Source organism: Kineococcus sp. R86509, from assembly GCF_042466365.1.
In the GTDB taxonomy this organism is placed as follows: Bacteria; Actinomycetota; Actinomycetes; order Actinomycetales; family Kineococcaceae; genus Kineococcus.
Genome location: NZ_JAXHCE010000001.1, coordinates 2,341,183 through 2,353,049, shown reverse-complemented (window position 1 = coordinate 2,353,049; position 11,867 = coordinate 2,341,183). Strand labels below are relative to the sequence as shown.

At 70.9% G+C, this 11,867-nt stretch carries 11 protein-coding genes; 2 read left to right on the top strand and 9 right to left on the bottom strand.

Features of this window, described 5'->3' with window-relative positions; genetic code table 11:
- Positions 1–24: 24 nt before the first annotated feature.
- The 9 genes from SJY07_RS11315 to SJY07_RS11275 form a co-directional block, all read right to left on the bottom strand.
- Positions 25–723: an SDR family NAD(P)-dependent oxidoreductase gene (locus SJY07_RS11315; RefSeq protein WP_328294168.1), complete on the bottom strand. Its 699-nt coding sequence runs from the start codon at positions 721–723 to the stop codon at positions 25–27.
- Between the two features lie 2 nt (positions 724–725).
- Complete coding sequence (locus SJY07_RS11310) at positions 726–1,604, bottom strand: MurR/RpiR family transcriptional regulator (protein ID WP_328294169.1); 879 nt, start codon at positions 1,602–1,604, stop codon at positions 726–728.
- A 36-nt stretch (positions 1,605–1,640) separates the two neighbouring features.
- On the bottom strand, positions 1,641–2,588 hold the full coding sequence (locus SJY07_RS11305; protein WP_380159151.1) for an isoaspartyl peptidase/L-asparaginase family protein: 948 nt from the start codon (positions 2,586–2,588) through the stop codon (positions 1,641–1,643).
- Complete coding sequence (locus SJY07_RS11300; RefSeq protein ID WP_328294171.1) at positions 2,588–3,421, bottom strand: M55 family metallopeptidase; 834 nt, start codon at positions 3,419–3,421, stop codon at positions 2,588–2,590. The genes SJY07_RS11305 and SJY07_RS11300 overlap by 1 nt, the downstream gene beginning before the upstream one ends.
- On the bottom strand, positions 3,418–4,536 hold the full coding sequence (locus tag SJY07_RS11295) for an oligopeptide/dipeptide ABC transporter ATP-binding protein (protein WP_328294172.1): 1,119 nt from the start codon (positions 4,534–4,536) through the stop codon (positions 3,418–3,420). The genes SJY07_RS11300 and SJY07_RS11295 overlap by 4 nt, the downstream gene beginning before the upstream one ends.
- Positions 4,533–5,537 carry an ABC transporter ATP-binding protein gene (locus SJY07_RS11290; protein WP_380159148.1) on the bottom strand — a complete coding sequence of 335 codons (1,005 nt, stop codon included), beginning with the start codon at positions 5,535–5,537 and terminating at the stop codon, positions 4,533–4,535. Before SJY07_RS11290 ends, SJY07_RS11295 begins: the two co-directional genes overlap by 4 nt.
- 2 nt (positions 5,538–5,539) lie before the next feature.
- Positions 5,540–6,424, bottom strand: a complete 885-nt coding sequence (locus SJY07_RS11285; protein ID WP_328294174.1) for an ABC transporter permease — start codon at positions 6,422–6,424, stop codon at positions 5,540–5,542.
- Positions 6,421–7,380, bottom strand: coding sequence for an ABC transporter permease (locus SJY07_RS11280; protein WP_328294175.1), 960 nt, complete (start codon positions 7,378–7,380; stop codon positions 6,421–6,423). Before SJY07_RS11280 ends, SJY07_RS11285 begins: the two co-directional genes overlap by 4 nt.
- A gap of 93 nt (positions 7,381–7,473) precedes the next feature.
- Positions 7,474–9,000 (bottom strand): ABC transporter substrate-binding protein, encoded by a 1,527-nt coding sequence (locus SJY07_RS11275; RefSeq protein WP_380159144.1) that lies wholly within the window; start codon positions 8,998–9,000, stop codon positions 7,474–7,476.
- A gap of 401 nt (positions 9,001–9,401) precedes the next feature.
- On the opposite strand from SJY07_RS11275, the gene SJY07_RS11270 reads away from it, so the two are divergent.
- Positions 9,402–10,727, top strand: a complete 1,326-nt coding sequence (locus SJY07_RS11270; RefSeq protein ID WP_380159142.1) for an extracellular solute-binding protein — start codon at positions 9,402–9,404, stop codon at positions 10,725–10,727.
- Between the two features lie 50 nt (positions 10,728–10,777).
- Positions 10,778–11,794 carry a LacI family DNA-binding transcriptional regulator gene (locus SJY07_RS11265; RefSeq protein WP_380159140.1) on the top strand — a complete coding sequence of 339 codons (1,017 nt, stop codon included), beginning with the start codon at positions 10,778–10,780 and terminating at the stop codon, positions 11,792–11,794.
- The last annotated feature ends 73 nt before the right edge of the window (positions 11,795–11,867 follow it).

The following is an 11,867-nucleotide window of genomic DNA, read 5'->3' as shown; positions in this document are numbered from 1 at the left end:
GGTGCCGTCCTTGCTGCGGGTCCCTCAGAAGAGGGAGTGCCCGCCGTCGATGGAGATCGTCTGGCCGCTGACCCAGGAGGCGTCGGGGTCGGCGAAGAACAGCACGCCGCGCGCGATGTCGTCCGGGGTCCCGGTGCGCCGCACGGCGATCCGTTCCAGGAGGGCCTGCTGACCGGCGGCGCCGTAGGAGTCCCACTGCGCCTGGGTGGTGGGGTTGGACAGCACGAACCCCGGGGCGATGCAGTTGGCGGTGATGCCGAACGGCCCGAGTTCGTGCGCCAGTTGCCGGGTGAGACCGATCTGGGCCGCCTTCGCGGTCGTGTAGGCCTGGACGCCGGTGAGGCTCACGCTGCGCCCGGCCCCGGAGGAGATGGTGACGATGCGCCCGTACCCCGCGCGCTTCATGGCGCGGACGGCGGCCCGGCTGCAGTTGCGCATCGTCGTGAGGTTCGCCCGGACGACGGCGTCCCAGGCCGCGTCGTCGAGTTCGTCGAGGGGGGTGTGCGTCTGCCCCACGACCCCGCCGGCGCAGTTCACGAGCACGTCGACGGCACCGACGGCGGTGAAGAACTCCTCGACCGCTGCGGTGTCGGCGAGGTCGACCTCGTCCCGGTCGACGCCGTGCACGGTCGCGCCCGCCTCCCGCAGCCGGTCGGCGATGGTGCGTCCGATCCCCTGGGCGGTGCCGGTGACGACGGCCACCCGACCGGTCTGCGTTCCCACGCTCACTCCTGCCCCTCCGGTTCGGCGGTCGCGCTCACCCGGTGGGCGCGGGCGATCTGGACGGTGTTCTCCCACTCCTTCATGCGGTCGATGCCCCGGCTGCCGCTGGCGAGGAGGACCGCCTCGACGAGCGCCTCGACCAGGACGACGGTGCCGACCATGGAGTCGAAGGGGATCCCGGCCACGGCCACCGGGAGCACGATGTCGGCGCTCTCGGTGGCGGGGGACAACCCCTGGTCGGTGATGACGACGACCGTCGCGCCGCGGCTCTTGGCGATGCCCGCGGCCTGCTTCGAACTCAGCTCGTAGCGCCGGAAGTCGAAGATCACCGCGACCGCACCGGAGCACAACCGCAGGAGCCGTCCGATGTCGTGTCCCAGGGGTTCGGGGACGAAGTCGACGCAGGGGATCGCCTGGTCGAGCTCGGCCGCGAAGAGCTGGGCCGGGAACCGGCTGAAGTAGCCGCCCATGACGGCGACCTGCTTCGGTCGCCGGGCCAGGGCCTCCACGGCGAGGTCGAACTCGCTGGGGGGCACCGAGGTGGCGAGCTGCTCGAGCAGCCCGACCCGTTCGGTGACGGCCGTCTGGAAGACGGGCTGCTCGGCGAGTTCCCGGGCTCCCTGCTCGGTGCGTCGCACCGGGCTGTTCATGTGGTGGGTGACCTCGTCGCGCAGGCGCCGCTGGAACTCGGGGTAGCCGCTCATGCCGAGCCGGGTCACCAGCCGCAGCACCGTGGGGGTGCTGGTGCCGGCGGCCTTCGCGACCGTGGCCGCGCTCTCCAGCCCGGCGCTGGGGTAGGAGGCCAGCAACGTGCGGGCCACCTTCTTCTCGGCCGGGGTCAGCTCGCCCATGCGGGCGAAGATCTCGTCGTCGATCTTCATGCCGTCCACTCTCTCGTCTGAGCGCGCCGCGGACCCTCAGGTCAGCAGGACGACCCCGTCCTGACCCTCGAACGCGGCGAACATGGTCGGGGAGTTGTGCGCCACGACGACGGTGCCGTCCGGGGCGACGGCCACCAGCCCGCCGCTGGCGTCCTTCGCGGTCAGCTCGGCGAGGACGGTGTCGCGCACGGCGTCGGCGAGCGGGGCTCGCAGGTAGCGCATCCGGGCGGCGATGTCGTAGGAGACGACCCCGCGGATGAACGCCTCCCCCTCGCCCGTGCAGGACACCGCGAGGGAGTCCCCGCGGGCGTAGGTGCCGGCGCCGATGACGGGGCTGTCCCCGACCCGGCCGGTGCTCTGGGCGGCCATCCCCCCGGTCGAGGTGGCCACGGCGATCCTGCCGTCACGGTCGCGGGCGACGGCGCCCACGGTGCCGTGGCGGGGGGCGGCGAGGCGCAGGGCGTGGATGCGTTCCAGTTGGACCTTCCGCGCCTCGGTGATGAAGTACTCCTGCTCGCGCACCTCGAGGTCCCACCCGGTCGCCAGGTCGCGGGCGGGGTCGACGAGCAGCACGTGCGAACTGTTCTCCAGCACCGCGCGGGCGAGGCGGACGGGGTTCTTGGCGTGGCGCGAGACGGCGATCGCCCCGGCGCGACCGTCGTCGTCCATGACGGCGGCGTCGTGCTCGACGGATCCGTCCGCCGCCAGCGCGGCACCGCGGCCGGCGTTGAACAGCGGGTCGTCCTCGAGCTGCTCCACCGTGGCGCAGACGGCGTCGAGCGCCGACCCGCCGTCCTCGAGCACCACGCGACCGGCGAGGTAGGCGCGCCGGAGGCCGGCCTCGAAGGACTCGCGGCGCTCGGTGGAGAGTTCCTCGATGCGCCCACCCGCCCCGCCGTGCAGGGCCAGGGAGTACTCGCGCAACGGCGGTGTGGCCCAGAGCCGGGTCTCCCGCGGCCGGGCGATGGATTCCTCGTCGGCCATCAGCGGCCACCTGCCTGTCGGGTGATGTAGTTGACGGCGACGAACGAGCGGAAGACGTCGAGCAGGTCGTCGCCGGTGATGCGCACCTCGCGCACACCGGTGCGCTCGGCCCGGCGGGCCCAGGTCGCGACGTCGGCCATGTCGGCGGTCTGCATCTCCAGGTCGAGGGCGACGGGACGTTCGATGCCCGGGGTCGACACCTTCCCGGCGGCGACCCGGCGGACGGCCTCCTCGGCCCCGGCGCGGATGCGGCGGCACGACTCCGTGGGGTGCAGGTTCTCCGCGCTGGCCCGGGTGATCGAGTGCTTGGTGACCACGTTCACGGCGCCGCGGGCGAAGGGTTCCGTCTCCTCCCAGGTCACCTCGTCGCCGGAGACGAAGGCGATCGGCACGCCGTGGTGCTCCGCGACGAGGGCGTTGATGCCGGACTCGCCGACGTAGCGGCCGTTGAGGCGGGCGCCGGAGAACACCTCGGGGTTGTAGGTGTGCGACATCGTCGACGCCGCACCGGAGATCGACCCGTGGTAGCCCACGAAGAAGATCGCGTCGACGGTCTCGTCGAGCCCCTGCATCATGTACAGGGGTTTGTGCCGGCCCGAGATGTACCGGGCCTCCCCGGCGATCGCGCGGGGGTCCAGGTTCGCCATCCGGCTGTGCGAGTCGTTGAGGACGACCTCCGTCGCCCCGCCGGCGATCGCCCCCTCGATGGCGGCGTTGACCTCGGCCTGCAGGAGTTCGCAGCCCAGGGCGTACGAGGGGCTGCCGGGGCGGCACTGGTCCCAGTCGACGATCCCGGCCACCCCCTCCATGTCCAGTGACATCCAGACCTTCATCGGGTGGTGCTCCTCGGTTCGTGGACGGGTGCTTCGTCGAGCAGTTCAGGGCGGACGTCGACGCGGTCGATGCTCGACGCGGGGTCGGGCGGGGCCTGGAAGTCGGGCAGTTCCGCGGCCCGCAGGCAGGCCGACACGTGACCGGTCCCCGCCGCGCCCACCGGTTCGAGCGCCGGGTCGACGGTGCGGCAGGCGTCGACCGCGTAGGGGCAGCGCGGGTTGAACCGGCAGCCCGCGGGGACGTCGAAGGGGCTGGGGGGTTCGCCCTCGAGCACGAACTCCTCGTTGACGCTGCCGGCCGTCATGCGCGGGATCGAGTCGATCAGCGCCCGGGTGTAGGGGTGGCGGGGGTTGGCGAAGAGTTCCGCCGTCTCGGCGACCTCCACGATGCGCCCCAGGTACATCACCGCGACGCGCTGGCTGAGGTGCTGCACGACGGCGAGGTTGTGGGCGACGAAGAGGATGCTGAGGCCGAGTTCGCGCTGCAGCCGCGCGAACAGTTCGAGGATCGTGGCCTGCACCGAGACGTCGAGGGCGGAGACGGGTTCGTCGGCGATGAGCACGTCCGGGCGCACCGCGATGGCCCGCGCGATGGCCAGGCGCTGGCGCTGTCCCCCCGAGAACTGGCTGGGGTAGGCGTCGAGGGCGTCCTCCTCCAGGCCGACGAGGTTCAGCAACCGGACGCTCTCGGCCCGGACCTCCGAACGCGCCACCACGCGGTGCAGCAGCAGGAGCTCACGGAGCATCGACCCGACGGAGATGCGGGGGTTGAGCGAGGAGTACGGGTCCTGGAACACCATCTGGATCCGCCGGCTCGCCTCCTTGTCCCGGCGCGGGGGCACCGGTTCGCCCTGGTGCTCCAGGGTGCCGGAGGTCGCGGTCGTCCCGCCCACGAGGACCTTCGCGAGGGTCGACTTCCCCGATCCCGATTCCCCGACGAGGGCCAGGATCTCCCCCCGGCGCAGTTCGAGGTCGATCCCGTCGAGGGCCTTGAGGCTCGTGCGGCCGTCCTCGGTGCGGGACAACCTGGTCGCCAGCGAGGGCCGGAGCCGGTACGTCTTGGTGACGCCGGTGGCCCGCAGCACCGGGAACGGCAGCGCGGTCGGACTGCTCACGCGGGTGCTCCCTCGAAGATGCGGTGGGTCTCGATGCAGGCGGCGTCGTGTCCCGGCGCGACGACCTCGCGCGGGGGGACGGCGGCGGTGCAGGCGTCCACGGCGAACGTGCACCGGGGGGCGAAGGGACAACCGGGGGGCCGGGCGGCCAGGTTCGGCGGGAAACCCGGGATGGGGACGAGGCGCCGGTCGGGCTGGTCGAAGTCCGGCGCGGAGTCCAGCAACCCCTTCGTGTAGGGGTGGCGGGGGTCGCCCAGGACGTCGCGGACGGTGCCGGACTCCACGATGTGCCCGGAGTACATCACCGCCATGTCCGTGCACGTCTGGTTGACCACGGCCAGGTCGTGCGTCACGAAGGCCAGGGCCGTGCCGGTGTCGGCGCAGAGCCCCTCGAGCACCTTCAGCACCTGGTGCTGAACCGTCACGTCCAGCGCGGTGGTCGGTTCGTCGCAGAGCAGGAGCCGGGGCCCGCACGAGACCGCCATCGCGATCATGATGCGCTGGCGCAGACCGCCGGAGAGTTCGTGCGGGTAGGCGCGGGCCCGCCGCGCCGGGTCGGGGATCCCCGTCTTCGCCATGAGTTCCACGGCGAGGCGCCCCGCGTCCTTCGCGGACAGACCGAGGTGACGACGGGGCCCCTCGGCGATCTGGTCCCCGACGCGGACGACGGGGTTCAGCGCGGTCATGGGTTCCTGGAAGATCATCGCGATCTCGGGTCCCATGAGGCGACGGCGCGTGGCGCTCGGCATCCCGACGAGTTCACGCCCGTCGTAGACGATGCTGCCGGAGAGCACCTCGACGCCGCGCGGGAGCAGGTCGGCGATCGCCCGCAGGGTCAGGGACTTCCCCGACCCGGACTCGCCGACGACGCCGAAGCGTTCTCCCGGGGCGATCTCGAGCGACAGGTCGTCGACGATGACGGTGTCCGGCCGGTTGCGGTGCCGGATGCCGAGGCTGAGCGAGGAGACGCTGAGCAGGGGACTGAGCGGGGGACTGGTCACGGTCACTTCCTCCTCTCGGGGCTGAGCAGGTCGGAGACCCCGTCCCCGAGCCAGGAGAGGCCGAGGGAGGTGAGGACGACGACGAGACCGGGGATGGTGGCCTGCTGCCACTGGGTCGTGATGAACTCCTGGCCGTCGCTGATCATGGAACCCCACTCCGCCGTGGGCGGGGCGATGCCGAGCCCGAGGTAGCCGAGGGTGACGATCGCCATGATGTCCATGACGATGTCGCTCATCCCGTAGATGATCGCCTGCGACAGCACGTTCGGGCCGATGTGGCGGACCAGGATGCGGGCGTGCGACATCCCGCCCAGGCGGGCCGCGACGACGTAGTCCTGCTCCTTGGCGACCAGCACCTCCCCACGCACGATCTTGGCGTAGGAGACCCACGACACCGCGGCGATGGCGAGGTAGATGCTGAACTCCCCGGAACCGAGGACGAAGACCAGCACGATCACCATGACGTAGAACGGGAACGCGAAGAACACGTCGACGATGCGCATCAGCACCGTGTCCAGCCACCCGCCGGCGTAGCCGGCGATGCCGCCGACGACGGTTCCGACGACGAAGGGGATCAGCACCGCGAGGAACCCGACGCGCAGGTCGACGCGGGCGCCCCAGATCAACCGCGACAGCACGTCGCGCCCGTACTTGTCGGTCCCCAGCGGGTGGGCGCCCGAGGGCGACTGCAGCGCGTTGAGCAGGTCCTGCTTCACGGGGTCGTACGGGGCGAGGACGGGGGCCAGCAGCGCGACCAGGACGAGGAACCCGACGATGACGATGCCGGCCACCAGCGTGCCGCTGCGGTACCAGGGCCGCAGCGTCCGGGAGCGGGCGGCGCGACGTCGCTGGCCGCGTTCGACGAGGAGGGCGGTGGGGGTGCTCATGCGCGGGCCGTCCTGCCGAGGTCGACGCGGGGGTCGAGGGCCGTGTAGACGACGTCGGTGAGGATGCCGACGACGACCACGAACAGCGCCACGAAGAGGGTGACGCCCTGGATGGTGGGGAAGTCCCGGGTGAAGATCGAGTTGATCATCAGCGAGCCCAGGCCGGGCAGGGCGAAGACGCGTTCGATGACGAGCGAGCCACCCACCAGGTAGCCGAGGTTGACGCCGACGATGGAGACGGTGGGGATGGCGGCGTTGCGCAGCACGTGCCCCCGGAACAACTGCACCCCGTAGGAACCCTTGGACTTCGCGGTGCCCACGTACTCCGAACCCAGCACCGAGATCATCGACGAGCGGAGGCTGCGGATGATGGTGGGCGACATCGCGATCGCCAGGGTGAGCGCGGGCAGGAACAGGTAGTAGACGTGGCCGGCGGCGTCCTCGCCGTACCCGCCGACGGGGAAGGCCCGCATCCCGACCCCGAGGAGCAGGATGAGCATGATGCCGACCCAGAACTGCGGCATCCCCTGACCCAGGAGGGTGAAACCCCGGACCCCGAGGTCGCGCGCCCCGCCCGGGCGGAAGGCGGCGAGGGCGGCCAGCGGGATGCTGATGAGCAGGGCGATGAGCAGGGCGTACAGCAGCAGGGACAGCGTCACCGGGATCGCCTGCAGCACCAGCTGGGCGACGGGGGTCTGGTAGGTGAGGCTGGTGCCGAGGTTCCCGTGGGCGAGTTGTCCCAGGAACGTCAGGTACTGCCGCCACAACGGCTCGTCGAGGCCGAGCTGGGCGGTCAGGGCCGCGACGCTCTCCGCCGTGGCGCGCTCGCCGAGCAGGGCGACGGCGGCGTTGCCGGGCAGCAGGTGGGCCAGGAGGAAGACGATGAGGGTGACGCCGAAGGCGACGGGGATCGACTGCACGAGGCGGCCGGGGATGAATCGCAGACGGTGCAGCACCGTCTCACCTCCTGGTTCGCGCGGGAGTTCACGAGGGTTCGTGGGAGTTCACGGGGGCGCCCGCCGCGTCGGCGGACGCCCCCGGTGCGACGGCTACTTCGTCTTGGAGACGTCCTGCAGCAGGTACCCGCCCAGCGGGGTCACGTGGAAGCCCTGGACCTTGTCGGTCGAGGCGTACACGTAGGGCGAGTAGTACAGGTAGGCGAGGAACGCGTCCTCGCTCGTCTTCTGCTGCAGCTCGGTGTAGAGCTCCTGACGCTTGGCGCTGTCGGTCTCCTTCTGCGCCCGGTTGTTCAGGTCGATGACCTCGGGGTTGTCGTAGGAGGTGAACGCCGACTTCGCCCCACCGGTCGGGACGACCGCGAACGACGTCCACTGGTCGGGGTCGGGGATGTCCATCGTCCAGGCCGAGATGGCCATGTCGAAGTCGGAGGCGAGGCGCGCCTGCTTGTTCGCCGTCGGGTCGAGCTGCTTGATCTCCATCGTGATGCCGATGTCCTTGAGCTCCGACTGCATGATCTGGGCGACGGAGGCCTGGTTCGGGTTGCCCGAGGAGATCAGCAGGGTCGTGGTGAAGCCGTTCGGCTGGGAGGACTGGGCGAGTTCCGCCTTCGCCTTCGCGACGTCGAGCGACGCCCCGCCGGCGTTCTCATCGTAGTACGGGGTTCCGGGCGAGAGCAGCGAGTTCGCCTCCTGTCCGTTGCCGAACAGGACGGCCTTGACCATGGCCTTGCGGTCGATGGCGTAGGAGATCGCCCGGCGCACGTGGACGTCCTGGAAGGGCGCCCGCGCCTGGTTGAACGCGACGTAGTCGATCTGGGTGGAGGGGAACGTCTCGGCCTTCACCCCGCTCGCCGACTTCAGCGACGCCAGGCTGGACCAGTCCGGGGTGTCGTCGATGTCGATCTGACCGCCCTGGACCTGCAGCTTGCGGGTGTTGGCGTCGGGGACGACGTTCCACTGCACGCTGGAGAGGTAGGGCTTGTCCTTCTGCCAGTACTTGGTGTTGGCGGTCAGCTTGAGCGACTGCCCCTGCTTCCAGCTGTCCCAGACGAAGGGTCCGGTGCCGACGGGGGCCTCGTAGAACTGCTCGGAGGTCTTGCCGCCGTAGCCGTCGGGGATGATCCCGTTGGCGAAGAGCGACAGGTCGGCGATGAGGGGCGCCCACGCGTACTTCAGCTTGATGGTGACCGTCGCGTCGTCGGTCGCCTCGACGGAGTCGATGGCCGCGTTGATGTAGCCCCAGCCGGACTCACCGGTCTTGGTGTCCTCGTCGAGGGAGAACTTCACGTCCTTGGCGGTCATCGGGGTGCCGTCGGAGAACGTGACGTCGGTGCGGAGCTTGATCGTGTACGTCAGACCGTCGTCGGAGATCGTGTAGCCGCTGGCGAGCCAGGGTTCGAGTTCGCTCCCGTCCGCGCTGGAGTGGAACAGCGGCTCCATGATCTGCTCCATCACGCGGATGGAGTTGTTGTCGAAGGTCGTCGTCTTGTCCATCGAGATGATGTCGGCCGACCGCGCGATGGTGAGGTCACCACCCTTGGTGGGTGCACCGCCCGTGGCGGAGCCGCCGTCACCGCTGTCGTCGGCGGCACCGCACCCGCCGAGGGCGAGTGCCATCGTGAGCGCCAGGGCTCCGACGACTCCAGTCCTTCTTCTCATGGAGAGCCTCGCTCGTCTCTGCACCCGGGGGGGTGCGCCTGCCGTGGGGTGGATCGGGGGACCGTGCCAGGGCGACGGTGCCGCTGTACTGATGATTACAGTAGTCCCCATCTGGACAGCAATTGTTACGTTTGTGATAACTCTGGCGCAACCGTCCGGAGACCTCTCGGCGCGGGAGCCCGCGGTGATCCGGGCTGTATAACGATAAATTAACGATGGGACGGGGTTCGCCCGAGCTCGTTCCCCGCACCGGCTCCGCGACGTAGCGTTCCGGCCAACCGGGTGCAGAGCAGCGTCCGGCGCGCACGCCCCCAGCTCGCCCGGACGCCGCACGGTCGCGGCTCGTCGACGGAGACACCATGAACGAGCAGTTCACCACCCGACGCGCAGTCCTCACCCTCGCCCTGGCCGCCCCGTTGGCCGCCGGCCTCGCCTCGTGCGGCGGCTCGTCGGGCCCCGGTCAGGCCACCGGCGGTGGCGCCACGATGTGGATCCTCACCGGGCAACCGGCGGAGGGGATCCGCACCGATGCCGTGGACGCCTTCAACAAGGCGAACCCGGACGGCGAACTCACCCTCTCCTCGTTCCAGAACGACGCCTACAAGGCCAAGATCCGCACGGCCATCGGCGCCGCCCAGGCCCCCACGATCATCCCCACCTGGGGTGGTGGGGGGCTGCGCGACTACGTCGGCAACGGCCAGGTCGAGGACCTCACCGGGTTCTTCGCCGAGAACGCGGGACTCAAGGACAAGCTGTTCACCAGCGCGTTCGCCGCGGCCACCGTCGACGACAAGATCTACGCCGTCCCGTGCGAGGTCGTGTCCCCGATCGTGTTCTTCTACAACAAGAAGCTGTTCGAGCAGGTGGGGGCCCAGCCGCCCACGACCTGGGACGAGCTGATGGCCCTGGTCCCCGTCTTCGTCGACGCGGGCGTCGCGCCGCTGTCGCTGGGCGGGCAGTCGCGGTGGACGAACATGATGTGGCTGGAGTACCTCTACGACCGCATCGGCGGCGCGGAGCTGTTCACCTCGATCTACGACGGTGAACCCGGGGCCTGGTCGAAGCCCGACTCGATCGACGCCCTGACCAAGGTGCAGGACCTCGTCAAGGCCGGCGGGTTCGTCAAGGGCTTCGCCTCGATCACCGCCGACTCCAACGCCGACCAGGCGCTGCTGTACACCGGCCGCGCGGCCATGATGCTGCACGGCTCCTGGGTCTTCGGCTCGATGAAGACCGACGGCGGGGACTTCGTGACGGGAGGCCACCTGGGGTGGTCGACGTTCCCCACCGTGACCGGCGGCAAGGGTGACCCCACGTCCACCGTCGGGAACCCCTCGGGCTACTACGCGATGTCCGCGAAGGCCTCGGAGAAGGCCAAGACCGCGGCGAAGAAGTTCCTCGCCGACGGTCTCGTCACCGACGCGACGACGAAGGCCTGGATCGACTCCGGCGGGGTGCCGATCGTCGTGGGCTCCGACAGCGGGTTCTCGGGCTCCGAGGACGCCGACTGGCTGCAGTTCGTCTACGACCTGGCGTCGGGGGCGGCGACGTTCCAGCAGTCCTGGGACCAGGCGCTCTCGCCGACGGCCGCGGACGCCCTGCTGGACAACATCGAGAAGTTGTTCGGCCTGAGCCAGACCCCGCAGGAGTTCGCCGCCGCCATGGAGGCCGCCAGCGCCGGCTGAGACCCCCTGTACTGTCCGGGGCGGCAACGGTCCGACGGTGGGGGAGTGACGTGCGGGCGACCTACAAGGACCTCCAGCGGGCCACGGGCCTCTCGCTCGCCACCATCTCCAAGTACTTCAACGGCGGTACGGTCCGCGAGGAGAACCGCGCGGCGCTGGACGTCGCGGCGCGCGACCTGGGCTTCCGGGTGAACGCCGTGGCCCGCAGCCTGCGCACCCGCCGCTCGCAGACGGTGGGCGTGCTGCTGCCGGAACTCGACAACGACTTCCACCTCTCCGTCATCGCCGGGGTTGAGGAGGTGCTGGCCGCGGACGGGGTCGGGGTCCTGGTCCGCTCGAGCCGTTCGCGGAGCGGCGGCGCGGCCGACGACGCGGTCGCGGACCTGCTGGACCGTCAGGTCGACGGCATCGTCGCGGTCCCCTCGCCGCGGGACACCACCGCGCTGTCGGCGGCCGCGGCGCGCGGCGTCCCGCTGGTGCTGATCGACCGCCTCGTCGACGGGCTGGTGTGCGACGCGGTGGTCCTGGACAACGCGGAGGTCAGCGCGGGGGTCGTGGCCGACCTCGTCGCCCGGGGGCACCGCCGGATCGCCGTGCTCGCCGGCCCGGACGAGGTCTGGAGCCTGCGCGAGCGGCTGGCCGGGTTCCGCCGGGCGATGCGTCGCGCCGGGCTGCCCGTCCCGCGGGGCGTCGTCGTCGGCGGGCCGCTGACCGTGGCGGCGGGCCGGGAGGGGATGGCGCGACTGCTCGCGCTGGAACCCCGGCCGACCGCGGTGTTCGCCCTCAACCAGGAACTCACCGTCGGCGCCCTCACCGTCCTCGCCGAGTCCGGGCTCACCGTCCCGGACGACGTGTCGTTCGTCGGGTTCGACGCCCGGGACGTCGCGGCCCTCACCCGGCCGCGGACGGCGGTGGTCGTCCAGCCCGTGCGTGAGATCGCCCGCGCCGCAGCGGAGATGGTGCGCGACCGGCTGCGCGAGACCGCGGGTGGGCAGTCGCCCCCGCGGCGGGTCGTGCTGTCCGGGGAACACCGCCCCGGCCCCTCGGTGGGTCCGCCGCCGCTCTGAGCCGGGCCCGCGTCGCGCTCCCCCTTGTTGGAGCGAATCGTTTCGTCTATCGTTCCGCAGGCCAGGATCGAAG